This is a genomic window from Variovorax nivicola (genome assembly GCF_051216475.1).
In the GTDB taxonomy this organism is placed as follows: domain Bacteria; phylum Pseudomonadota; class Gammaproteobacteria; order Burkholderiales; family Burkholderiaceae_C; genus Variovorax.
Genome location: NZ_JBPJZK010000007.1, coordinates 73,384 through 95,593, shown reverse-complemented (window position 1 = coordinate 95,593; position 22,210 = coordinate 73,384). Strand labels below are relative to the sequence as shown.

The window sequence follows — 22,210 nt, the reverse complement described above, 5'->3', positions numbered from 1 at the left end:
CTCCTCGGGTTGGAATCAAACACATCACGTCGCCGCGGTGGCGGCGGCTTTCCCTGGCTGCGCACCGCGGGTAACGGCAAGCGGCATGCCCTGCTCGATCAGGCCGGCATGCAGCGCGGCGCCAAGCGGCAGGATCTCGTCATTGAAGTCGTAGCGGCTGTTGTGCAGGTAGGCGCCTTCGCGCACGTCCTGGCCGATGCGCAGGTAAGCGCCGGCCTTCTTCTGCAGCATGAAGGAGAAGTCTTCGGCGCCCATGCTGGGCTCCATGCTGCGCTCGACATTCTTCGCGCCCACCAGCGACTCGGCCACGTCGGCCGCGAACATGGCCTCGGGCGAGGTGTTGATGGTGGCCGGGTAGATGCGCTCGTACTTGATGCTGGCGCTGGCGCCGAAGCCCGAGGCGATGGCCGTGCACAGTTCGTTCAACCGCTGCTCGACCTGCGCCTGCACGCGCGAGCTGAAGGTGCGCACGGTGCCGACCAGCGTGGCCTCGCCCGGCACCACGCTCATCGCACCGAGGTCGCCGGCCTGCATCGCGCAGATGCTGATGACGGCCGCATCGATCGGGCGCACGTTGCGCGAGACGATGGTCTGGGCGGCCGTGATGATGTGCGCCGCGACGATCACCGGGTCGACGGTCTGGTACGCATGCGCTCCGTGGCCGCCCTTGCCCTTGATGCTGATGGTGATGCGGTCCGCCGCGGCCATCATCGCGCCGCGGTTGATGCCGACGGTGCCGGCCGGCATGGCGGGCCAGTTGTGCATCGCGTAGACGGCGTTGACCGGGAAGCGGTCGAACAGGCCGTCCTCGATCATCACACGCGCGCCGGCGAAGCCTTCTTCGCCGGGCTGGAAGATGAGCACGGCGGTGCCGTCGAAGTCGCGCGTCTCGGCCAGGTAGCGTGCAGCGCCGACCAGCATGGCGGTGTGGCCGTCGTGGCCGCAGCCGTGCATGAGGCCGTCGCTTGCGGAACGCCAGCCGAAGTCGTTGTCCTCGCGCATGGGCAGCGCGTCCATGTCGGCGCGCAGGCCGATCATGCGGCCGCTGGCCGTCGAGCGGCCGCGGATGACGCCGACCACACCGGTCTTGCCGATGCCTTCGTGGATCTCGTCGACACCGCAGGCACGCAGGGCCTCGCGCACGCGGCCGGAGGTGTAGACCTCTTCGAAGCCGAGCTCGGGGTGTGCGTGCAGGTCGCGGCGGAAGGCCGTGATCTCAGGATAGAAGTTCGCGATGTGCGCGAATGCGCGGCCGGAGGCCTTCAGGCGCGGGGCCTCTGCTGTCGCTGCCGTCATGTCAGTGCCCTCCCGCCTTGCCGACGCGCAATCGCGGATCGACCACGAAATACAGCAGGTCGACCACGAGGTTGATCACCACGAAGATCAGGGCAATGAGGCACAGGTAGGCGGCCATCACCGGAATGTCGGCGAAAGTCACGGCCTGGATGAACAGCAGGCCCATGCCGGGCCACTGGAACACCGACTCGGTGATGATCGCGAAGGCGATCAGGCCGCCGAGCTGCAGGCCGGTGATGGTCATCACCGGCACCAGCGTGTTCTTGAGTGCGTGGCCGAAGTGAATGGCGCGGTTCGTCAGGCCCCGCGCACGCGCGAACTTGATGTAGTCGGTGCGCAGCACCTCGAGCATCTCGGCGCGCACCAGCCGCATGATCAGCGTGAGCTGGAAGATCGCCAGCGTCACCGCCGGCAACACGATGTGCTGCCAGCCGTCGGCGCTGAAGAGGCCGCTGGTCCACCAGCCGAGCTTCACGGTCTCGCCGCGGCCGAAGCTCGGGAACCACCCGAGCGTGACTGCGAAGACGAGGATCAGCAGGATGCCGATCAGGAAGGTGGGCAGGGACACGCCGAGCAGTGACACGGTCATGAACACCTGGCTCATGAAGGTGCCGCGGCGCAACGCGGTGTAGACGCCCATCGGAATGCCGATGAACAGCGCCAGCACGGCCGCGACGAGCGCGAGTTCGAGCGTGGCCGGGAAGCGTTCGCCGATGAGGCGCGACACCTTCGCGCCCTGGCGCAGGCTCAGGCCGAACTCACCTTGTGCGGCGTTGACAAGGAAGTGCCAGAACTGCACGAAGAAGGGCTGGTCGAGCCCCAATGCGGCGCGCAGCTCGCGGATCTGCTCAGGCTTGGCGTCCTGCCCCAGGAGGAACACGACGGGATCGCCGACGTATTGGAAGAGGAGAAAGGCGATGAACGCGACCGCGATCATCACGATCACGGCCTGGATCAGGCGGCGCAGTACAAAGGCAATCATTCATCGAGCGGAGTGAACGGGGCATGCTAGCAGTGCAAGGTGCGTGCCCGCACGGTGGTTCCCCGGGGGTGCGCCTCGTGATTTCCCCAAGGATGCCCAGACGAAAAAAAGCCACTCGACTTTCGTCGAGTGGCTTTCGAGCTTTTGATTCGAAGCTGGCTTACGCCAGCGTCAAATTAGAAAGCGTGACGGATACCGAAGTCGTAGCCGGTGGACGAACGGGGCGTGAAGCCACCGGTGGTCACGAACGAAGCGCCGCCAACAGTCAGAGCTGCGCCGTTCTTGTTGCTGATGCGAGCAACGGTAGCGTACAGAGCCGTGCGCTTCGACAGGTTGTGCACGTAGCCCAGAGCCAGCTTGTTGGCCTTGGGATCAGGCGTGTTCACACCGAACAGCGTGGTAGGCGCGTTCAGGTCGTACTTGACGTGCGACCACGAAGCGCGGATCAGGCCAGCACCGACCGGCACGGTTGCGCCGAGCAGGTAACCGGTCACATCGGTGTCAGCACGGCCACCAGCCAGCGGCGTCACTTCGTAGTCGACCTTGTTCTTGACCTTCGACAGTTCACCGAACAGCTTCACGGGACCGAAGTCATACGAAGCGCCCAGGTTCAGCGTGTTGGTCTTGGTGGTCGTGCCAGCGTAGTAGTCGTCACCAACGGTGCTGCTGCCATAAGCCAGCGCAACGTCCAGAGGACCGTTGGCGTAGCCGAAGCGGCCACCGACGTAACGGCCTTGACGTTGGCTGTTAGCCACGTTAGGCGTAGACAGACCAGGGCTGTACTTGGTCTTCTCTGCGAAGCCGTACTGCACTTGACCGTAGAAACCACCCAGGTTCGGCGGCAGGAAGTAGCCAACGACGTTGCTTGCGCGAACGTAGTTGCTGGTGCCGGTGTTGGTGGCGGCGCCGGTCGACGCTGCGGGGGTACCGAAGGCGCCGAGCGCAGCGCTGGACGAGAAGATCAGGTTGGTGCCAACGCCGTTGGTGCCGAACGGATCGAACACGGTGTCGTTCCAGAACGTGGCGGTGTAGTCACGACCCAGGCGAACTTCACCGAAACCACCCGACAGGCTGACGGTCGAGCGACGAGCGAACGTTGCAACACCTTCAGAGCCGTCATCGTTCTTGATCGGGGCTTCGAGCCAGAAGCTGGCTGCCAGGCCACCACCGAGGTCTTCCGTACCACGGAAGCCCAGACGGCTGGAGTTGTAACCCGAGTTAGCCAGTTCCGTGCGGCTGACCTTGCGGCTGCCTTGGTTCAGATAGAACGGATTCGCGAGCGTGGCCGTGTTCAGGTCACGCGAGGTGCTCGAATAGCCGCTGATCGACGCGTCGACCACACCAAACAGCGTGACGGACGACTGAGCCGAGGCAACACCGGCAACAGCCAGGGCAGCCAGAGCAACTAGAGATTTTTTCATTGCAAGTTTCTCCAAGGTTAAACATAGGGCTCCGGTGCGAAGGGCTCACCGTGACTGGCACTTTTGTGCTCCCACCGGACCCCGGGCCAACCTCCTTTTGGGAAGTTGATGCTATTGCACCAGAGCCGCTGCGGCAGGGCAAAACAATTCGCCCGAAATCTTGGGTGGCTCGCGCGTTTCGTTGCACGCTTGCAACAAAGGACTTAGGCCCCTCGGTACACCACTATGTGAAATATGACGAGGCTCCGACGTGGCATTTCGCATGTGCGTTCAAATAGGCGCATGACGCTCATGATCGACCCTGTTCTGACCGCGGCCGACGCGGCATTACGTACGCTTTTTGCCCGACCCCATGCCACGCGGGCGACGCCCGTCCCCTCACAGGCGCCGGGCGAAATGAGTGAAGCGGAACGTCGGGAAGCCGGCGCGCTGATGCGGGTGAACCATGTGGGTGAAGTCTGCGCTCAGGCGCTTTACACAGCCCAGGCAGCGGTGACACGCGATCCTGCGCTGCGCGCCCATTTCATCGAGGCCGCGCACGAGGAAACCGATCACCTGGCCTGGACCCGGCAACGGCTTGACGAGCTGGGCGCGCGTCCGTCGATCCTGAATCCTCTCTGGTATGCGGGCGCCTTCGGCCTCGGTCTCATCGCAGGCCGTCTGGGGGACCCGTTGAGCCTGGGGTTCGTCGCGGAGACAGAGCGCCAGGTAGAGGCTCACCTGGACAGCCATCTCGATCGCCTCCCGCCCGGAGACAGTGCATCCAAGGCAGTGGTCGAGCAGATGAAGCTCGACGAAGCCCGCCATGCATCGCAGGCTGTCGACGCCGGCGCGGCGGAACTCCCGGCACCGGCCAAGGCCCTGATGCGCGTGGCTTCCCGCGTGATGACCACGCTAGCGCACCGCATCTAGGCCAGCCGACTCAGGTTTCGATCAGCTCGAAACTGGTGGTGATTTCGGCTGTCTTCGCCAGCATGATGCTGGCGGAGCAGTAGGTTTCGTGACTCAGTGCGATTGCGCGCTCCACGGCAGAGGCCGGAATTCCCTTGCCCGCCACAGTGAAATGCATGTGGATCTTCGTGAAGACCTTCGGGTCCTTTTCGGCGCGCTCGCTGGTCAGCTTGACGCTGCAGCGCTCGACGCGATGACGTCCGCGCTTCAGTATGAGCACGACATCGTAGGCAGTGCATCCCCCGGTGCCGGCAAGAACGGTCTCCATCGGCCGCGCCGCGAGGTTCTGTCCGCCGTTCTCGGGCTTCGCGGCATCCGGTGCGCCATCCATCATCAGGACGTGACCACTGCCCGTCTCGGCAACGAAGCCCATGGCTGATCGCGTACCTGCGTCACCGGTCCAACTTACTGTGCATTCCATGGTTTTCGGAGTTCCAAATCTGGGATGTCGGGCAAAAATGCACGCCGACATCCATTTGTGTGTGGGAAAAGCATCACTCGCTTGTTGCAACGCAACAAACAGTCGATATACTTTATTTCATTGCGCAAACGTATGCGCACCCAGTTGTCTCCTCCACCCTTCCAATTGGTGGATTTAGCCCCGAGCTGCAAAGCTCGGGGCTTTTTTCTTTCCAGGCCACCCTCACCGGCCTTGGCGCCACTCTAGTTTTCGCGCCGAAAGGGCAGTTGCTCTGGCTGCCCTGGCTGTTGCCGGTGTTGCCTCGGCTCAGTCGTCCGTCACGCTGTTTGGTGTGGTCGACGCGTCGATCAGCGGCTACTCGTCCAGTTCGCGTGACCAGAAGCCTACCGTTCTGCGCAACAGCTTCGGCGTTCCCACCTATACGAACCAGGGCAGCGTCAAGGTCCGCCGCACTGCGCTGGCCCACTCTGGCTACAACACCAGCCGCTTGGGCTTCCGTGGTACGGAAGACCTGGGTGGTGGCTTGGCAGCCAGCTTCTGGCTCGAAGCCCCGATCACCAATGACGACGGCGCCACCGGCGTTTCGAGCTTCGTACGTCGCTCAACCGTGAGCCTGTCGGGTGGTTTCGGCGAACTCCGCCTGGGTCGTGACTACACCCCGACGTTCTGGAACGACACCGTCTTCGATCCGTTCGGCACCAACGGCGTTGGCTCCAGCCTGATCAACACGGCCAACGGATTCAACGCTGTAACCAACGGCGCCAAGGACACCGGCGGCTTCGGCGGCAACCAGAACTACTCCCGCGCCAGCAATTCGATCGGCTACTTCCTGCCGTCGAACCTGGGTGGCTTCTATGGCCAGGTGATGTATGCGTTCCACGAGAACGACAAGTACAGCAACGGCGGTTTCACCCCGAAAGACAGTGCAACCTCGAAGAGCCGCGCAGGCCGTTACATCGGCGGTCGCTTCGGCTACGCCAACGGTCCTCTGGACGTGGCAGTGGCCTACGGCAACAGCACGGTTGGCGATCAGTACTACGCCGGCACCACCGATTCTGTAAAGACCTTCAACCTGGGTGCCTCGTATGACTTCGGCCCCGTGAAGCTATTCGGTGAACTGTCACGTGCCAAGAACTCGCGCGACTACGAAATCACCCCCATCGCCGGCGGCCGCCCCGACACCGATCTGAACGGCTATCTGCTTGGTGTGACCGTGCCGGTTGGCGCTGGTTTGATCAGGGCGTCCTACTCGGCCGTCAAGTACGACTACAACCTGCCGGTCACCGCCAACCAACGCGACCCGAAGGCCAACAAGCTGGCACTCGGTTACGTGCACAACCTGTCGAAGCGCACCGCCCTTTACGCCACCGTTGCTCGCGTGAGCAACAAGAACGGCGCGGCATTGACCGTGGGTGGCCCGGCTTTCTACAACGCGGCTGCTGGCGTGTTCACACCGAAGACCTCGACGGGCTACGACTTCGGCATTCGTCACGCTTTCTGATCTTCTTCGTTTGATCCCGATGCTGGCTCTCGCCAGTTCGAATCAGCAAAGCCTCAAGTCGCCCGGCTCACACCGGGCGGCTTTTTGTCCTTTCCCTCTCTCTTTCCCTCTCTTTCTCTCAGCTCGCCCGGCTACGCCGGCTTTGCAGCAGCCCCACATTCATTTCTCCGCTCAACACCGATGCGTAGAAGCGCTCGACCATGTTGACGCTCGTGCGGGCATTGCGTGCCAAGGTCAGCATGTCGATCCCCTGCCCGTACAAGAGCCGCAGCGTGATCGCGGTATGACGCAGACAGTAGAGCGTCCTCGACTGGCCCAGTGGCCCCTTCTCAAGCCCCGCCTTCTCGAGCACCCAGTGAAAGAAGAAGTTGAGCACCGCCAACGCATGCTCACGGTTCTTCAACTGCGGCAGGAAGATGTAGTCTTCCGCCCCGCCATACCCGTGCTCGCCGCGATAGGCGAGCAAGCATTCATAGACCCGCACCGCAGGACGCAGGCTCACGATGGGCTGACTGTGCCGCTTGGTCTCAGGCAGGTTCATCCGCAGATAGACGTGCTTGCCGCGCACGACCTCGATGTGCTTGTGCTTCATGAGCTTGATGTCGCTCGGACGCACGAAGGTGTTCACCATCCAGCGGATCAGCCAGGGCAACTCGTCCGGCATGACGAGCAGCTCGCGCGCAATCCAGAAACGTTCGCCGGCCGCGAGTTGATCGAGCACCGGATGCGAATGCCCGCGCAAGCTGCGCGCGGTCTTGATGATCGTGCGGTACTCCGCAACGCTGAAGCTGCCGCGCGGCTGGCTGCGCACCTTGACCTTTGGAAAAGGGGGCGCATCGCGAAGCACACCGATGTGCACACCGTGCATCACCACCTTGCGCAACAGCACCAGGTACTGGGCAATCGTCGTGCTGGTGAAGCCCTGCTCTCCGAGGTGATCGATCAAGCGTTGCGCGTCGGCGGTTGCAAACGACTGCGCCGACACATCGCCAAGCAGCGGAACGATGTGCGCACGCAATCTGTTGCCCATCACCTGCCATGTAGCACGCCCAATTTCTTTTCGCTGAACGCGCGCGGCCTCCGCCTGCATCAGCCCTTTCGAAAGGTCACTGACAGAAATTGATAACAGATTCTGCTCATTTGTAAATTGATTGGCGGTCGGATGAATCGCGGGATAGGCGCGTCCAAAAAATCCCGAATCATTTGCAGCTGGGGCTTTGCTGAAGAGGTTTATGACATTTGTGTCCATGTCATATCCCGCATGCAATCCCGATGCCTCTTATCATCAACAGTTAGCAAATGAAAACTCCCATGGAAACAATCGTGCGCAATGCGCCTGTTAATCCGGCGCTCACGCCCGCCGACTATCTCAGAAAAATACTTAACGCTCGGGTCTACGACGTTGCCGTCGAATCCGCGCTCGAGAAGGCGCGCGCGCTCAGCGAACGGCTCGGCAACACCGTGCTGCTCAAGCGCGAAGACCAGCAACCGGTCTTCAGCTTCAAGCTGCGCGGCGCCTATAACAAGATGGCACATCTGAATGCTGCGCAATTGGCAAGCGGCGTAATTTGCGCATCGGCTGGAAATCACGCGCAAGGTGTTGCATTGGGTGCGCGCAAGCTCGGCACACGCGCGGTGATCGTGATGCCAGTGACTACGCCCAAACTGAAAATCGATGCGGTGCGTGGTTTCGGCGGCGAAATCGTGTTGCATGGCGACAGCTATTCAGATGCCTATCTGCACGCACTCGAATTGCAGGCGCAGCAAAACCTGACCTTCGTGCATCCCTTCGACGACCCCGATGTCATCGCGGGCCAGGGCACCATCGCAATGGAAATCCTGCGTCAGCACCAGGGCCCACTCGATGCAGTGTTCGTCGCAATCGGCGGAGGCGGCTTGATCTCCGGCGTGGCCAACTACATCAAGGCCGTGCGACCCGAGATCAAGGTGATCGGCGTGCAGATGAACGACTCCGACGCGATGATGCAATCGGTCGCGGCCCACCAGCGCGTGAACCTCTCCGACGTCGGCCTGTTCTCGGACGGCACGGCGGTCAAGCTGGTCGGCGAGGAAACCTTCCGCATCGCCAGCGAGCTGGTCGACGAATACATCGCCGTCGACACCGATGCCGTGTGCGCCGCCATCAAGGACATCTTCGTGGACACGCGCAGCATCGTCGAACCGGCGGGTGCGCTGGCAGTCGCGGCCATCAAAGAGTACGTTGCCCAGCACGGCCGCCACGGCGAGACCTATGCGGCCATCCTGTGCGGCGCCAACATGAATTTCGACCGGCTGCGCTTCGTCGCCGAACGCGCCGAAGTCGGTGAAGAGCGCGAAGCGTTGTTCGCGGTCACCATGCCCGAAGAGCGCGGCAGCTTCCGCCGCTTCTGCGAGCTGATCGGCGAGATGCCCGCGAGCGACGCCGAAGCCACGGGCACCGGCGGCGCACCGCGCAACGTGACCGAGTTCAACTACCGCATAAGCGACGCAGCCAAGGCGCATGTGTTCGTCGGTCTCACGACCTCGGCGCGCGGCGAGTCGGCCTTCATCGCGCGGACCTTCGACGAGCACGGATTCAACACGCTCGACCTCACGCACGACGAGCTTGCGAAGGAACATCTGCGGCACCTGGTGGGCGGACGCACCGGCCTCGCGCATGACGAACGCCTGCTGCGCTTCGTGTTTCCCGAGCGTCCCGGCGCGCTGCTCAAGTTCCTGAGCCTGATGCAGCCGAACTGGAACATCAGCCTGTTCCATTACCGCAACCAGGGCGCCGACTACGGCCGCATCCTCGTGGGCCTGCAGGTGCCGGCCGGCGAAGCCGCCGAGTTCGACGCCTTCCTCGAAACGCTGGGCTACCCCTACGTCGAGGAAACGGCCAATCCGGCGTACCGGCTCTTTCTGCAGGCCTGAAAAAGCGGAAGCCGGCTCAAGGCCGGCTTCGATCGTTGGTGGGTCGCTCGCTCGTTCAGCTGTCCGCTGCTATTGCGCAGGTGCCTGTTGCGGCGGCGCCATCGCAGCAGGCGGCTGCAACGGGCCACCCAGTTGCTGCTGTTGCTGCGGCAACTGCGGCGGGGCCATCACAGCCGGCATCGTCGCAGGCAGAGGCCCGGGCGGCGCAGACATCGGCACCGCCGGCAGCCCAGGGCTGGAAACACTGATCGGCGCGCGCACCGGCAATTGCAGCGTGAACGCCGCCGGCCCGTCGGCCTGCGTGCCGATGGTCGCCGAGCGCAGGCCCACCGACTGCAGCACATAGTTGTCGCCGACCACCGAGCCCACACGGAACGGCCGCGGCGGCTTGCCATCGATGGAGATCAACGCGGCCCCCTGCTTCGAAGGGTCGGCCACCACACCCGACAGCGCAAAGCGGCTGGCCGCTTCGGGCGCCACCTGGGCCGTGCGAGACGCAGGCAGCACGCCCAGCAGCCGGGCCACCGCATCCGAATCGGCCGTCACCGAAGGCCGCGGCATCGTTGCGGCGGCCGCCACGGCGTCGGCTGGCGAAGCCAGGCGCAGCGCCCAGAACACCGCGGCACCGGCCGCCAGCGCCCAAAGCCCAGTCGTTGCAAGTGGGGCATGCCAGCGAGCGGCTGAGTAGGGACTTGTCATGGCTGCGGATTATCATGCAGCGCGCTTTCCGAATCATGTCCGCCCAAGCTATGAACAAATTCCTCCGTGCCGCCACCCGCACCGCCCAACGCGGCTTCACGCTGATCGAACTGATGGTGGTGCTGGTCATCATCGGCGTGCTGGCGGCGCTGATCGTGCCGAACGTGATCGAGCGCGCCGACGACGCCCGCGTGACGGCCGCCCGCACCGACATCAACAACCTGATGCAGGCGCTCAAGCTCTACCGCCTGGACAACCAGCGCTACCCCACCGCCGAGCAGGGACTGCAGGCGCTGCTCACGCGCCCGACCACCGGTCCGGCCGCGCCCAACTGGAAGGCCTACGTCGAGAAGCTGCCCAACGACCCCTGGGGCCATCCGTACCAGTACATGAACCCGGGCATCAAGGGCGAGATCGACGTGCTCTCGTTCGGCGCCGACGGCCAGAGCGGCGGCGAGGGCAAGAATGCCGACATCGGCAGCTGGCAATAGCGGCTCGGGCGCGCTGCGCCGCAACCGGTATCCACGCCCCCACATCCAACCGGCCCGCGGCTTCACGCTGCTGGAGCTGATCGTGGTGATCGCCATCATCGCGATCGCCACCGCTGCCGTCAGCTTCGCCATACGCGACACCAACGCCGCCAAGCTCGACCGCGAAGCCGACCGGCTCGCCGCCCTGCTCGAATCGGCCCGCGCCCAGTCGCGCGCCAGCGGCATCGTGGTGCGGTGGCGGCCCGTCGAAGGCAGCTTCGTGTTCGACGGCCTCCCGCCCGGCTCGCTGCCCAACGGCTGGGCCGCCGAAGGCATCACCGCACAGGCCTCTCTCACCAACGGCACGCTGGTTCCCGCGCTGCAGCTTGGGCCCGATCCGATCATCACGGCGCAGCAGGTCATGCTCTATTCCGCCGGCCCGCCCGCGCGTGCATTGCGCATCGCGACCGATGGGGTGCGCCCCTTCACCGTATCGGCCGTGCAATGAACGCGCGACGCCCTGCCCAGTCCTCGCGCATCGGCGGCTTCACGCTGATCGAAGTGCTGATCGCGCTCGGCATCGTCGCGCTGGCGCTGGCCGCGGGTTCGCAGGCCACGATGTCGCTCACACGCAATGCACAGCGCCAGTCTGACCTCGTGCTGGCCGACCTGTGCGCTGAGAACGAACTCGCCAAGGCCCGCCTGTCGCGGCAGATGCCAGCGGTGGGCGACTCGGGCTCCATCTGCCTGCAGGCTGGCGTCTCGTTCAACGTGACCACTTCGACCACGTCCACGCTGAACCCGAATTTCCGGCGCGTCGACGTGCAGGTGCGCGACGAGGCCGACGCGCCAATCCTGCGCATCTCCACCATCGTGGGGAGGTACTGATGCTCGCCCCCAAGCCCCGCGGCTTCACGCTGATCGAGCTGCTCGTCGCCATCGCGGTGATGGCCCTGCTCTCGCTCATCAGCTGGCGCGGGCTCGACAGCATGTCCCGCGCCACGACGCAGAACCAGCAGCGAGCCGACGCCGTCCTCACGCTGCAGGCAACGCTCGCGCAGTGGGGCGCCGACCTCGACGCGGTGACCACGCTCGCACAGACCCGCCCGATCGATTGGGACGGCCGCGTGCTACGGCTCACGCGCCGTGGCAGCGACGACACGGCGCCTTCAGTGCAGGTGGTGGCCTGGATGCTGAAGTCCGACTCCGACGGCGTGCGCTGGCGGCGCTGGCAATCGCAGCCCTTCACCACGCGCGGCGAATGGCAGCAGGCCTGGAACTTCGCGGCCGCCTGGGCACAGGACGGCGGCGCTGGCGCGGCCGGAGGCGGCTACAGCGACGTGCCGCTGGTGCCAGCCAGCAGCTGGCAGCTCTATTTCTTCCGCGACAACGTCTGGGTGCCGGCCAGCCAGTTGCCCACCGTCGCGCCCAACCCCAACAATCCCGCGGGCCCCGTCGTCGCCATGCCCGACGGCGTGCGCCTCGTCATCACGCTGCCACCCGGCGACGGCCTCTCGGGCACGCTCACGCGCGACTGGGTCAAGCCGACCGTCGGATCGGCGAAATCATCATGACGGCAACAAAGAAGCGCCAGTCCGGCGCCGCCCTGCTCGCCGCGATGCTGACCGTGATGCTCGTGGCCACCTTCGCCGCCGCGGCGCTGTGGCAGCAATGGCGCGCGGCCGAGGTCGAAGGCGCCGAGCGCGCACGCGTGCAGGCTGCCTGGGTGCTGATCGGCGCGCTCGACTGGTCGCGCCTGATCCTCAGCGAAGACGGCCGCACCGGTGGCGCCGACAACCTGACGGAGCCCTGGGCCGTGCCGCTCGAGGAAGCGCGGCTCACGAGCTTTCTGGCGGCCGACAAGAACGTGTCGAGCGACAGCCTCGAAGGACTGCCCGATGCTTTCCTCTCAGGCCGCATCGTCGATGCGCAGTCCAAGCTCAACGTGCTGTCGCTGGTCGACAACGGCAAGCCGGTGCCCGCCAGCGTCGCCACCTTCACCCGGCTGTTCAACCTGCTGGGCCTGCCGGCGTCGGAACTCAGTCGGATGACCACAGGCCTGGTGGCCGCCCTTGCCACGGGCACCGCGACCGATGGCAGCAGCAGTGGCGGTGGCGACGACCCCAGCGCCGCGCCGCTGATGCCGCAGCAGGTCTCGCAGCTGGTGTGGCTGGGCCTGTCGCCCTCGACCGCCGCCGCGCTCGAACCCTACGTGACGATCCTGCCGGTGAAGACCACGCTCAACCTCAACACCGCGAGCGCCGAAGCCATCAGCGCCAGCATGGAGTCGCTCAACATCGCCAGCGCGCGCCAGCTGGTGGAGCGCCGCACACGCACCTTCTTCAAGGACCTTCCCTCGGCCAATCTAGCGCTCCCCAGCGGCAGCACTCCCTTCAATGCAACGCAGCACGGCGTGGGCACGCAGTACTTCGAGGTCTACGGCAGGCTGCGGCTGGAGCGCACCTACGTCGAGGAGCGCTCGCTTCTACAGCGCAACGGTGTCACGGTAACGACGATCTGGCGCACCCGCGGCGCCGGCGCAACGGACACTACGGTCAAACCCTGATTTCGATGCCCTATTTGTAGACAAAAAGCCTTCGAACGCGCATGGCGTCTGCGCAACACGCTATCGAAACAAGAGCGTCAGCCTGTCAGACGCGCACCTACAATCACCGGCTTTTCCAAGATCCACATGACTCCCCTGCTGCTCATTGCCCCCCTCCCTCCGGCCGATGCCGCGGGCGAGTACGACTGGGCCCAGGCAGGCGACGACGGCATTGCATTGCGCAACCAGGGCCGCGCGTTGCTGGCGCTCCTGCCCTCGAGCGCTGAGGTCATGCTCGGCATTCCTTCCGTCGCGCTCTCGTGGCACCGCGTCACGCTGCCCAAGGGCAGCATGGGCAGCGCGTCGAAGCTGCGCGCCGTGCTCGACGGTCTACTCGAAGAGCATCTGCTCGACGAGCCCGAGGCCCTGCACTTCGCGCTCGAGCCCGATGCCAAGGCCGGCGCGCCCGTGTGGGTCGCGGCCTGCAACCGCATCTGGCTGCGCAGCGTCGTGCAAGGGCTCGAAGCGGCCGGGCGGCGCGTGGTGCGCATCGTCCCCGAGTTCGCGCCGCAGCCGGTCGATGGCCCGCCGCTGCTGCTGGTCACGGGCGAGCCCGAGGCGCCGCAGCTCACGGTGTGCGACGCCGACGGCGTGGTCTCGCTGCCGCTGGCCGGCGCGGGGCTGGCCCTGTCGGGCGGCCTGCCGCTGGACACCGCCGTCATCACCACCGAGCCCGCCGTGGCCGAAGCAGCCGAGCAACTGCTCGAACGCCGCGTGCCCATCGTGCAATCGCCGCAGCGCTGGCTGCAGGCCGCGCGCACGTCCTGGGAGCTCGCGCAGTTCGACCTCGCCGCGACTGGCCGCGCACGCGCCGGCAAGAAATTCGCATCGGTCCTGCAAACGCTGCGCTATGCGCCCGAGTGGCGCGCCGCGCGCTGGGGCGTGGTCGTGCTGCTGCTGACCCAGCTGATCGGTCTCAACGCCTGGGCCTGGAAGGAACGCAGCGCGCTCGAATCGAAACGCCAGGCCGCCAAGGCCATGCTGACCCAGACCTTCCCCTCGGTAAAGATCGTGGTCGACGCGCCGGTGCAGATGCAGCGCGAAGTTGCCGCATTGCAGCAGGCCGTGGGCGACGTGGCGGGCAGCGACTTCGAACCCATGGTCGGCGCGCTCGCCGCCAACCTGCCGCCCGGCAAGGTGCCGAGCGCGGTCGACTACAGCGCCGGGCAGTTGCGCCTGCGCGGCCTCGGGCTGCAGCCGTCGGAGGTCTCGCAGATCACCGGCGCGATGGCGCCGCGCGGCTACAACGTGCGCACCGAAGGCGATCTCCTGCTGGTACAGGCCGAGGCCAACCGATGAATTTCAGCGAACAGATCAAGGCCCACTGGGCCACCCTGGAGGTGCGCGAGCGCCGCATGGTCTACGCCGCCGCCGCACTCGTGGCACTGGCCTTGCTTTGGTGGATTGCGCTCGCCCCCGCGCTGCGCACGCTGGCCGCGGCACCGGCCGAACATGCGCAACTCGATGCGCAACTGCAGCAGATGGCCACCTTGCAGAACCGCGCCAAGGCACTGCAATCGCAGCCGCGCCTGAACCGCGACGACGCGCTGCGCGCGCTCGAGACCTCGGTGCGCGACAGCTTCGGCGCCGGCAACGCGCAGCTCGTAACGGCCGGCGGCGACGGCTCTGCCGCCGTCTCGCTGCGGTCCGCGCCAGCAGCCACCGTCGCCCAATGGCTCGGCCAGGCCCGCGGCAACGCCCATGCCGTGCCGCGCGAAGTCCACCTGACCCGCGCGCCAACCGCAGCGCCAGCCGCCACACCATCGCCCGGCGCGAAGGACGCGCCGAAGACGCCGCAGGTCCGCTGGGACGGCACCGTCGTCATGGCGCTGCCCGCGGCGCGATGAGCAGCAGCAAGCCCGCATGCTGACCCGCCCCCCCATCTCCGAACCCCGGCCGCGCCGCGGCTGGCGCTGGGCCTTGCTCGGCATCACGGTCGGCGCGCTGCTGGCGGTGGTGCTGTTCGCGCCGGCGCGCTGGCTCGCGGCGGCGCTGTCGAACTGGAGCCATGGTCGCCTCGTGCTGGCCAACCCGCGCGGCACCGTCTGGAACGGCACGGCCGCCGTGGTCTTCGCCAGCGGCGCAGGCGGCGCGCAGGCGGTGTCGCTGCCCGGCCTGCTGCACTGGCGCATGCGCCCGGGCTGGAGCGGCATCGCCGCCAGCCTCGACCTGCCCTGCTGCGCCGCGCAGCCGCTCGAACTCAAGGCCAGTCCGCGCGCCGGCGGCATGCAGCTCGCGTGGCAGGACAGCCGCTCACGCTGGCCCGCCACCCTGCTCACCGGCCTGGGCGCGCCCTGGAACACGCTCAAGCTCGAAGGCGCGCTCGACCTGTCCACCAAGGCCTTCTCGATGCAGTGGGACGGCCCCGCGCTGCGCGTTGCCGGCCAGGCCACGCTCGACGCCACCGATGTTTCCTCCAGCCTGTCGACCCTGCGGCCGATGGGCAGCTACCGGCTCACGCTCGAAGGCGGCACCCGCCCCACGCTGCTGCTCAGCACGCGCGAGGGCAGCCTCGAACTGAACGGCAGCGGCAGCTGGAACGGCACTTCCTTCCGCTTCAACGGCGAAGCCAGTGCCGCGCCCGGCCGCGAAGACGCGCTTTCCAATTTGTTGAACATCATCGGACGGCGCGAGAACGCGCGTTCGATCATCACCCTGGGTTGATCCTCATGATGAAGCCACTGTTTTCGACCGGCACCGTCGCACTCGCCGTGCGCGTGCTGATCGCCGCCACGTTCCTGCAGGGTGCACCCGCCGCGTTCGCGCAGACCGGCGATGCGCCGCGCCGCGGCGAGCCGATCACGCTGAACTTCTCCAACGCCGACATCGAGGCCGTGGCCCGCACCATGGCGGTGGTCACGGGCCGCGACGTGGTGGTCGACCCGCGCGTCAAGGGCACGATGAACCTGGTCACCGACCGCGCCATCCAGCCTGCCGCCGCCTTCAACCAGTTCGCCTCGGCGCTGCGCCTGCAGGGCTTCGCGGTGGTGGAGGCCGACGGCCTCTACAAGGTGGTGCCCGAGGCCGACGCCAAGCTGCAGAGCAGCACCGTCAACACCTCCATCAGCGCCACGGCGTCGAGCGGCAGCAACCAGATCGTCACGCAGATCTTCCGGCTCAACTACGAGTCGCCGAACAACCTGCTGCCGGTGCTGCGCCCGCTGATTCCGCCGAACAACACCATCAACGTGAACCCGGGCAACAACTCGCTCGTGATCACCGACTACGCCGACAACATGCGCCGGCTGGCGCGCATCATCGCGTCGCTCGACGTGCCGAATGCTTCCGACATCGAGGTCATCCAGCTCAAGCACTCGGTTGCCACCGACATGGTGCCGCTGGTGCAGCGCCTGGTCGACGGCGGCGGCTCCGGCGCCCCGGGCGGCGCCGCACCTGGTGCGACCGACGCGTCGTTCCGCACCACCCTCATGGCCGACCCGCGCAGCAACTCGCTGATCTTGCGCGCGGCCAACCCGGCGCGCGTGGCGCTGGTGCGCACGCTGGTCGAGAAGCTCGACCGTGCGCCGACCGAAAGCAGCAATGGCCTGGCCGGCAACATCTACGTGGTCTATCTGAAGAACGCCGACGCGGTGCGCCTGGCGGCCACGCTGCGCGCCGCGATGGCGGCGAACCAGCAGAACACCACGTCGGGCGCGGCAGGCGCTGCGGGTGGCGGTGCGGCGCCCCAGCAGAGCGCGCCGCAAGCCATGCAGGTGAACCTGAACAGCGGCGGCAGCCAGGGCGGTGGCTCGGCCGCCGCCAACGCGCCGCTGAACAACGCCAACCAGCCCTCGACCGGCGGCCAGATCCAGGCCGACCCGACGACCAACTCGCTGATCATCACCGCGCCCGAGCCGCAGTACCGCCAGATGCGCGCCGTGATCGACAAGCTCGACGGCCGGCGCGCGCAGGTCATGATCGAGGCGCTGATCGTCGAGGTCAACGCCACCAAGGCCGCCAAGTTCGGCGTGCAGTGGCAAAGCGCGCTGGGCAACAACGCCGTCATCGGCACCAACTCCTCCCTCAACGGCGGCAACATCCTGGCGCTGACCCAGGCGCTGGCCACCAAGGATGCCTCCGGCCTGGCAACGTCGGTCCAGTCTGGCCTGAACCTCGGCATTGCCGGCAAGATCGGTGGCCAGTACATCCTGGGTGCAGTGGCGAACTTCTTCAGCAACGACAACGACGCCAACGTGCTCTCGACGCCCAACCTGCTGACGCTGGACAACGAAGAAGCCAAGATCGTCATCGGCCAGAACGTGCCGTTCCCGACCGGCTCCTACGCCAGCACCTCGGGCTCGGTGGGCGTGAACCCGTTCACCACCGTCGAGCGCAAGGACGTCGGCCTCACCCTGCGCGTGCGTCCGACCATCAACGAGAACGGCACCGTGAAGATGACGATCTTCCAGGAGATCTCGAACGTCGCACCCGGCACCACCACCGACCCCAACGGCCCCACCACCAACAAGCGCTCGCTCGAATCCAGCGTGCTGGTGGAAGACGGCGGGCTCGTCATGCTAGGCGGCCTGCTGTCGGACACCTACGGCACCAACACTGAAAAGGTGCCGTTTGCCGGCGACATCCCGGTAGTCGGCAACCTGTTCAAGAGCGAGAACCGCTCGCGCGTCAAAAACAACCTGATGATGTTCCTGCGCCCGGTGGTGATGCGCGACGCCACGTCGACCGAAGCCTTCGCATTCGATCGCTACGACCAGATCCGTGGCCTGCAGCAGGCGGCCCAGCCCAACACCGACAACGTGATGCTGCGCAACGTGAATGCCGCACCCGTGCTGCCGGAGTCGCCGCCGTTGGGCACCACCAGCAACAGCCGGGGAGGCCTGCGCGAGCAAGGCACCCAACTGATCCCGCCGCCCGCGCTGCCCGCCGACAACCGCAAGCTGGCGCCGAGCACCCTGCGCGGCGCCTTGCCGCCGACCGCCGACCCCGTGAGCACGCGCGAACTGCCTTGATACTGCCTTGATGTCCATGCGCTACCCCTTGCCCTACGCCTTCGCACGCAGCCAGCAGCTTTTGCTCGAGGAGACCGACGACGGCCGCTACACGCTGTGGATGTCGAGCCACCCGGCGCGCAGCGCGGTCGGCGAGGTGTCGCGCAAGTACGGCGTGCAGGCCTTCGAGGTGCTGGCCGACGGCGCGCTGGCGCAGCGCATCAGCGCGGCTTACGCGCAGGGCGAGTCGAGCGCCGCCGCGGTGGTGAGCGAAGTGCAGAACGACGCCGACCTCTCGCGCATGATGCAGGAGCTGCCCGCGGTCGAAGACCTGCTGGCGAGCGCTGGCGACGCGCCCATCATCCGCATGCTGAACGCGCTGCTCACGCAGGCCGCTCGAGACGGCGCCAGCGACATCCACATCGAGCCCTACGAGCGCACCTCGTCCGTGCGCTTTCGCATCGACGGCACGCTGCGCGAAGTGGTGCAGCCCAACCGCGCACTGCACGCCGCGCTGATCTCGCGCCTGAAGATCATGGCCGACCTCGACATCTCCGAGAAGCGGCTGCCGCAGGACGGGCGCATCTCCTTGCGCATCGGCACGCGCGCGGTCGACGTGCGGGTGTCGACGCTGCCGAGCGCGCATGGCGAGCGCGCCGTGCTGCGCCTCCTGGACAAGAGCGAATCGAAGCTCACGCTCGAATCGGTGGGCATGCAGGGCGACACGCTGGAGCGCTTCGAAAAGCTCATCTCGCAGCCGCACGGCATCATCCTCGTGACCGGGCCCACGGGCTCGGGCAAGACCACCACGCTGTACGCCGCGCTGGCCCGGCTCGACGCGAGCCGCAGCAACATCATGACGGTGGAAGACCCCATCGAGTACGAGCTGCCGGGCGTGGGCCAGACGCAGATCAACGCCAAGATCGAACTCACCTTCGCCAAGGCCCTGCGCGCGATCCTGCGGCAGGACCCTGACGTCATCATGATCGGCGAAATCCGCGACTTCGAAACCGCGCAGATCGCCATCCAGGCCTCGCTGACCGGCCACCTGGTGCTGGCCACGCTGCACACCAACGATTCCGTCAGCGCCGTCACGCGCCTGACCGACATGGGCGTGGAGCCCTTTCTTCTCAGCTCGTCGCTGCTCGGCGTGCTCGCGCAGCGCCTCGTGCGCAAGGTCTGCACGGTGTGCGCCGGTGCGGGCTGCGAAGTGTGCGGCCAAACCGGCTACCAGGGCCGCACCGGCATCTTCGAGCTGCTTGTGGCCGACGAAACCGTGCAGGGCCTGATCCACAGCAAGGCGGCCGAGAGCGAACTGCTCAAGGCCGGCGCGCGTGGCGGCTTGCGCCTGATGCGCGAAGACGGCGAACGGCTGGTGCAGGCTGGCGTCACTTCGCGCGCCGAGTTGCTGCGCGTCACGCGCGACTAAGCCGCTCCGGCGCTCCCCATGCCCGCCTATTCCTTCGAAGCCATCGACGCCAGCGGCCAGAGCCGCGAAGGCGTGCTCGAGGCCGACACCGCACGCAGCGCGCGCAGCCTGCTGCGGGCGCAGGCGCTCATTCCGCTGTCGGTCAAGCCGGTCGGCAGCGATCACGTCAACGGCACCGGCCAGCGCAGCACCCTCAGCCGCTGGCTCGGCGGCGGCAAGCGCGTCTTCAATTCCACCGGCCTCTCGGTGTGGACGCGGCAACTCGCGGGCCTCGTCTCTTCGGGCCTGCCGCTGGAACGCGCGCTCACGGCACTCACCGACGAAGCCGAGTCCGAGCAGCAGCGCAATCTGGTCGCGTCGCTGCGCGCCGAAGTCAACGCGGGCTCGCCGTTCGCGCGTGCGCTGTCGGCGCATCCGCGCGAGTTCTCGCCCATCTACACGGCCGTGATCGGCGCTGGCGAGCAGAGCGGCAACCTCGGCCTCGTGCTCGATCGCCTCGCCGACGACCTCGAAGAGCGCCAGGCACTGCAGCAGAAGCTGATCGGCGCGGCGCTGTACCCGGCCATCGTCACGCTGGTGGCGATCGTGATCGTGATCTTCCTCGTGAGCTACGTGGTGCCGCAGGTGGCGCAGGTGTTCGCGGGTACCAAGCGCTCGCTGCCCTTTCTCACCACCGTGATGCTGTCGCTGAGCGCGGGCGTGCGCAACTACGGCTGGTGGATGCTGTGCGCCGTCGTGCTTGCGGCCATCAGCGCGCGCTTGGCGCTGGCACAGGAGGCCTTCCGCCTGAAGTTCGATGCCGCCTGGCTCAAGCTGCCGCTGGTCGGCAAGCTCGCGCGCGGCTACAACGCGGCGCGCTTCGCGAGCACGCTCGCCATGCTGGCCACGGCCGGCGTGCCGATCCTGCGTGCGCTGCAGGCGGCTTCCGAAACGCTGAGCAACCGCGCGATGCGCGCCGACGCGCTCGACGCGCTGGTGCTGGTGCGCGAAGGCGCGCCGCTGGCCTCGGCGCTGGCGCAGAAGAAGCGCTTTCCGGGCCTGGTGTCGATGTTCGCGCGCCTCGGCGAGCAGACAGGCACCCTGCCGCTGATGCTGCAACGCGCGGCCAACCAGCTCAGTGCCGAAGTACAGCGCCGCGCGATGCACCTGGCGACCATCCTCGAGCCGCTGCTCATCGTGGCGATGGGCGGGGTGGTGATGCTGATTGTGCTGGCGGTAATGCTGCCTATCATCCAGCTGAATCAGTTCATCAAGTAACAACGGCCAGCCAGCAAGGCGCACCATGCCCGTAACGCTCGAAGACAAGCTCGTGGTCGCGATCTCCTCGCGTGCCCTGTTCAACCTCGAAGAAGAAAACAAGATCTTCGAGGCCGGAGACAACGAGGGCTACATGAAGCTGCAGCTCGACCGCATCGACGTGCCGGCCGCACCGGGCATTGCGTACTCGCTGATCCGCAAGCTGCTGCGCTTCAACGAAGACGGCGTGCAGCGCGTCGAGGTGGTGATTCTTTCGCGCAACGACCCGGTCTCGGGCATGCGCATCTTCAAGTCGAGCGCGGCGGCCGACATCAAGCTGCAGCGCGGCGTGTTCACGCAGGGCCGCCCGCCCTTCGGCTACCTGCGCCCGCTGCGCGCGCACCTGTTCCTCTCGGTCAATGCGCAGGACGTGCGCGAGGCGCTCATCGCCGGCTTTCCGGCCGCGCGCGTGCTGGTCGAATCGGTAAAAGCCAGCGACGCCTGGCCGAACGAAGTGCGCATTGCCTTCGACGGCGACGCGGTGCTGTTCTCGGACGAGGCCGAGCGCGTGTTCCAGGCCGAGGGCCTCGACGCCTTCCAGGCACACGAACTCAGCAAGGCCGACCTGCCCCTGCCCGAAGGCCCGTTCAAGCCGCTGCTGATGGCGCTGCACCGGCTGCAGATGGCCGGCAATGCGCAGATGCGCATCCGCACCGCGCTCGTTACCGCGCGCAGCGCACCGGCGCACGAGCGCGCCATCCGCACGCTCATGAAGTGGAACATCCGCGTCGACGAGGCCATGTTCCTCGGCGGCCTGCCCAAGGGCGAGTTCCTGCGCGAGTTCGAACCCGACTTCTTCTTCGACGACCAGACCGGTCACGTCGATGCGGCCTCGCGCCACGTGCCCGCCGGGCATGTATCCAGCGGTATCAGCAACGAGCCCTGAGCGCTGCGCGTGAACGCGGCGCCAGGCCGCGCCACGCCGTCATTCCACTGATTTCGACGCCGCCACTGGGCGGGGCGTTGTCACGCGCCTGACTTCGCTGCGTCACCGCGAGTTAACCAGTTGGTAACGGGTTCTCCCTAGTCTCGTGGCCCAGGTGCGTCCCCTCCCGCACCTTCCAGAACCACATAACAAAGGACCGAACCATGCGACTTCTTTTTATCCGCACGCGGCTTGCGCCCGTGCTGTTCCTGGCCTGCGCGCTCTCGGCGTGCGGTGGTGGCAGCGGTGGCGGCTTCTTCGGCGGCACGCCGACGACGCCGACCACCCCCACCCCGCCCGACAACACCCCGAAGCCCGAGATGCGCTGCGCGCCCTGAGCGCCGCCAGGAAC

22 protein-coding genes are annotated in these 22,210 nt (G+C 66.5%); 16 read left to right on the top strand and 6 right to left on the bottom strand.

All coding sequences use genetic code 11. The features are described 5' to 3' along the window. Positions 1–24: 24 nt before the first annotated feature. The 3 genes from ACSFBF_RS25725 to ACSFBF_RS25715 all read right to left on the bottom strand — a co-directional run bounded on the left by ACSFBF_RS25725 (position 25) and on the right by ACSFBF_RS25715 (position 3,699). Positions 25–1,296, bottom strand: coding sequence for a M20 aminoacylase family protein (locus tag ACSFBF_RS25725; protein ID WP_435471982.1), 1,272 nt, complete (start codon positions 1,294–1,296; stop codon positions 25–27). Position 1,297: 1 nt separating this feature from the next. After that, a complete protein-coding gene (locus tag ACSFBF_RS25720; RefSeq protein WP_093048330.1) occupies positions 1,298–2,278 on the bottom strand; it encodes an ABC transporter permease in 981 nt (326 codons plus the stop codon). Between the two features lie 176 nt (positions 2,279–2,454). Beyond that, the gene (locus tag ACSFBF_RS25715; protein WP_435471979.1) at positions 2,455–3,699 is read right to left on the bottom strand and encodes a porin; all 1,245 of its coding nucleotides are present in this window, start codon (positions 3,697–3,699) and stop codon (positions 2,455–2,457) included. Between the two features lie 282 nt (positions 3,700–3,981). On the opposite strand from ACSFBF_RS25715, the gene coq7 reads away from it, so the two are divergent. Continuing rightward, complete coding sequence (gene coq7, locus ACSFBF_RS25710; RefSeq protein ID WP_435471977.1) at positions 3,982–4,611, top strand: 2-polyprenyl-3-methyl-6-methoxy-1,4-benzoquinone monooxygenase; 630 nt, start codon at positions 3,982–3,984, stop codon at positions 4,609–4,611. A gap of 10 nt (positions 4,612–4,621) precedes the next feature. Here the strand turns inward: coq7 and ACSFBF_RS25705 are convergent, their stop codons facing one another. Beyond that, a complete protein-coding gene (locus ACSFBF_RS25705) occupies positions 4,622–5,071 on the bottom strand; it encodes an OsmC family protein (RefSeq protein WP_435471975.1) in 450 nt (149 codons plus the stop codon). Positions 5,072–5,342: 271 nt separating this feature from the next. On the opposite strand from ACSFBF_RS25705, the gene ACSFBF_RS25700 reads away from it, so the two are divergent. Next, a complete protein-coding gene (locus tag ACSFBF_RS25700) occupies positions 5,343–6,572 on the top strand; it encodes a porin (protein ID WP_435472369.1) in 1,230 nt (409 codons plus the stop codon). A gap of 118 nt (positions 6,573–6,690) precedes the next feature. On the opposite strand, the gene ACSFBF_RS25695 is transcribed toward ACSFBF_RS25700, so the two are convergent. Then, positions 6,691–7,821: a hypothetical protein gene (locus ACSFBF_RS25695; protein ID WP_435471973.1), complete on the bottom strand. Its 1,131-nt coding sequence runs from the start codon at positions 7,819–7,821 to the stop codon at positions 6,691–6,693. Positions 7,822–7,871: 50 nt separating this feature from the next. On the opposite strand from ACSFBF_RS25695, the gene ilvA reads away from it, so the two are divergent. Then, on the top strand, positions 7,872–9,485 hold the full coding sequence (gene ilvA, locus ACSFBF_RS25690; protein ID WP_435471971.1) for a threonine ammonia-lyase, biosynthetic: 1,614 nt from the start codon (positions 7,872–7,874) through the stop codon (positions 9,483–9,485). A 69-nt stretch (positions 9,486–9,554) separates the two neighbouring features. On the opposite strand, the gene ACSFBF_RS25685 is transcribed toward ilvA, so the two are convergent. Continuing rightward, complete coding sequence (locus ACSFBF_RS25685) at positions 9,555–10,184, bottom strand: type II secretion system protein N (protein WP_435471969.1); 630 nt, start codon at positions 10,182–10,184, stop codon at positions 9,555–9,557. A 50-nt stretch (positions 10,185–10,234) separates the two neighbouring features. Between ACSFBF_RS25685 and gspG the strand changes: the two genes are divergently transcribed. The 13 genes from gspG (at position 10,235) to ACSFBF_RS25620 (ending at position 22,196) form a co-directional block, all read left to right on the top strand. Beyond that, positions 10,235–10,675: a type II secretion system major pseudopilin GspG gene (gspG, locus tag ACSFBF_RS25680; RefSeq protein WP_093048308.1), complete on the top strand. Its 441-nt coding sequence runs from the start codon at positions 10,235–10,237 to the stop codon at positions 10,673–10,675. Continuing rightward, positions 10,650–11,162, top strand: coding sequence for a prepilin-type N-terminal cleavage/methylation domain-containing protein (locus ACSFBF_RS25675; protein ID WP_435471967.1), 513 nt, complete (start codon positions 10,650–10,652; stop codon positions 11,160–11,162). The genes gspG and ACSFBF_RS25675 overlap by 26 nt, the downstream gene beginning before the upstream one ends. Further along, on the top strand, positions 11,159–11,542 hold the full coding sequence (gspI, locus tag ACSFBF_RS25670) for a type II secretion system minor pseudopilin GspI (protein WP_435471965.1): 384 nt from the start codon (positions 11,159–11,161) through the stop codon (positions 11,540–11,542). The genes ACSFBF_RS25675 and gspI overlap by 4 nt, the downstream gene beginning before the upstream one ends. Next, on the top strand, positions 11,542–12,228 hold the full coding sequence (locus ACSFBF_RS25665) for a PulJ/GspJ family protein (RefSeq protein ID WP_435471963.1): 687 nt from the start codon (positions 11,542–11,544) through the stop codon (positions 12,226–12,228). Before gspI ends, ACSFBF_RS25665 begins: the two co-directional genes overlap by 1 nt. After that, a complete protein-coding gene (gspK, locus tag ACSFBF_RS25660) occupies positions 12,225–13,220 on the top strand; it encodes a type II secretion system minor pseudopilin GspK (protein WP_435471961.1) in 996 nt (331 codons plus the stop codon). The genes ACSFBF_RS25665 and gspK overlap by 4 nt, the downstream gene beginning before the upstream one ends. Before the next feature lie 126 nt (positions 13,221–13,346). Beyond that, entirely contained in the window at positions 13,347–14,558 is a 1,212-nt protein-coding gene (gspL, locus tag ACSFBF_RS25655) for a type II secretion system protein GspL (protein ID WP_435471959.1), read from the top strand. After that, a complete protein-coding gene (gene gspM / locus ACSFBF_RS25650; protein WP_435471957.1) occupies positions 14,555–15,106 on the top strand; it encodes a type II secretion system protein GspM in 552 nt (183 codons plus the stop codon). The genes gspL and gspM overlap by 4 nt, the downstream gene beginning before the upstream one ends. A 16-nt stretch (positions 15,107–15,122) precedes the next feature. Continuing rightward, positions 15,123–15,923: a type II secretion system protein N gene (gspN, locus tag ACSFBF_RS25645; protein ID WP_435471955.1), complete on the top strand. Its 801-nt coding sequence runs from the start codon at positions 15,123–15,125 to the stop codon at positions 15,921–15,923. Positions 15,924–15,928: 5 nt separating this feature from the next. Next, the gene (gene gspD / locus ACSFBF_RS25640) at positions 15,929–18,229 is read left to right on the top strand and encodes a type II secretion system secretin GspD (RefSeq protein WP_435471953.1); all 2,301 of its coding nucleotides are present in this window, start codon (positions 15,929–15,931) and stop codon (positions 18,227–18,229) included. A gap of 16 nt (positions 18,230–18,245) precedes the next feature. Next, positions 18,246–19,637, top strand: a complete 1,392-nt coding sequence (locus ACSFBF_RS25635; RefSeq protein WP_093048284.1) for a GspE/PulE family protein — start codon at positions 18,246–18,248, stop codon at positions 19,635–19,637. A gap of 18 nt (positions 19,638–19,655) precedes the next feature. Beyond that, positions 19,656–20,894, top strand: coding sequence for a type II secretion system inner membrane protein GspF (gene gspF / locus ACSFBF_RS25630; RefSeq protein ID WP_435471951.1), 1,239 nt, complete (start codon positions 19,656–19,658; stop codon positions 20,892–20,894). Positions 20,895–20,919: 25 nt separating this feature from the next. Then, positions 20,920–21,819, top strand: a complete 900-nt coding sequence (locus ACSFBF_RS25625) for a 5'-nucleotidase (protein ID WP_056509256.1) — start codon at positions 20,920–20,922, stop codon at positions 21,817–21,819. 203 nt (positions 21,820–22,022) lie between these two features. After that, positions 22,023–22,196 (top strand): hypothetical protein, encoded by a 174-nt coding sequence (locus tag ACSFBF_RS25620; RefSeq protein ID WP_435471949.1) that lies wholly within the window; start codon positions 22,023–22,025, stop codon positions 22,194–22,196. Positions 22,197–22,210: the final 14 nt, after the last annotated feature.

Coding starts and splice junctions, on each gene's coding strand:
- ACSFBF_RS25725 (WP_435471982.1), bottom strand. CDS start 1,296: ATGACGGCAGCGACAGCAGAGGCCCCGCGCCTGAAGGCCTCCGGCCGC.
- ACSFBF_RS25720 (WP_093048330.1), bottom strand. CDS start 2,278: ATGATTGCCTTTGTACTGCGCCGCCTGATCCAGGCCGTGATCGTGATG.
- ACSFBF_RS25715 (WP_435471979.1), bottom strand. CDS start 3,699: ATGAAAAAATCTCTAGTTGCTCTGGCTGCCCTGGCTGTTGCCGGTGTT.
- coq7 (WP_435471977.1), top strand. CDS start 3,982: ATGACGCTCATGATCGACCCTGTTCTGACCGCGGCCGACGCGGCATTA.
- ACSFBF_RS25705 (WP_435471975.1), bottom strand. CDS start 5,071: ATGGAATGCACAGTAAGTTGGACCGGTGACGCAGGTACGCGATCAGCC.
- ACSFBF_RS25695 (WP_435471973.1), bottom strand. CDS start 7,821: ATGGACACAAATGTCATAAACCTCTTCAGCAAAGCCCCAGCTGCAAAT.
- ilvA (WP_435471971.1), top strand. CDS start 7,872: ATGAAAACTCCCATGGAAACAATCGTGCGCAATGCGCCTGTTAATCCG.
- ACSFBF_RS25685 (WP_435471969.1), bottom strand. CDS start 10,184: ATGACAAGTCCCTACTCAGCCGCTCGCTGGCATGCCCCACTTGCAACG.
- gspG (WP_093048308.1), top strand. CDS start 10,235: ATGAACAAATTCCTCCGTGCCGCCACCCGCACCGCCCAACGCGGCTTC.
- ACSFBF_RS25675 (WP_435471967.1), top strand. CDS start 10,650: ATGCCGACATCGGCAGCTGGCAATAGCGGCTCGGGCGCGCTGCGCCGC.
- gspI (WP_435471965.1), top strand. CDS start 11,159: ATGAACGCGCGACGCCCTGCCCAGTCCTCGCGCATCGGCGGCTTCACG.
- ACSFBF_RS25665 (WP_435471963.1), top strand. CDS start 11,542: ATGCTCGCCCCCAAGCCCCGCGGCTTCACGCTGATCGAGCTGCTCGTC.
- gspK (WP_435471961.1), top strand. CDS start 12,225: ATGACGGCAACAAAGAAGCGCCAGTCCGGCGCCGCCCTGCTCGCCGCG.
- gspL (WP_435471959.1), top strand. CDS start 13,347: ATGACTCCCCTGCTGCTCATTGCCCCCCTCCCTCCGGCCGATGCCGCG.
- gspM (WP_435471957.1), top strand. CDS start 14,555: ATGAATTTCAGCGAACAGATCAAGGCCCACTGGGCCACCCTGGAGGTG.
- gspN (WP_435471955.1), top strand. CDS start 15,123: ATGCTGACCCGCCCCCCCATCTCCGAACCCCGGCCGCGCCGCGGCTGG.
- gspD (WP_435471953.1), top strand. CDS start 15,929: ATGATGAAGCCACTGTTTTCGACCGGCACCGTCGCACTCGCCGTGCGC.
- ACSFBF_RS25635 (WP_093048284.1), top strand. CDS start 18,246: ATGCGCTACCCCTTGCCCTACGCCTTCGCACGCAGCCAGCAGCTTTTG.
- gspF (WP_435471951.1), top strand. CDS start 19,656: ATGCCCGCCTATTCCTTCGAAGCCATCGACGCCAGCGGCCAGAGCCGC.
- ACSFBF_RS25625 (WP_056509256.1), top strand. CDS start 20,920: ATGCCCGTAACGCTCGAAGACAAGCTCGTGGTCGCGATCTCCTCGCGT.
- ACSFBF_RS25620 (WP_435471949.1), top strand. CDS start 22,023: ATGCGACTTCTTTTTATCCGCACGCGGCTTGCGCCCGTGCTGTTCCTG.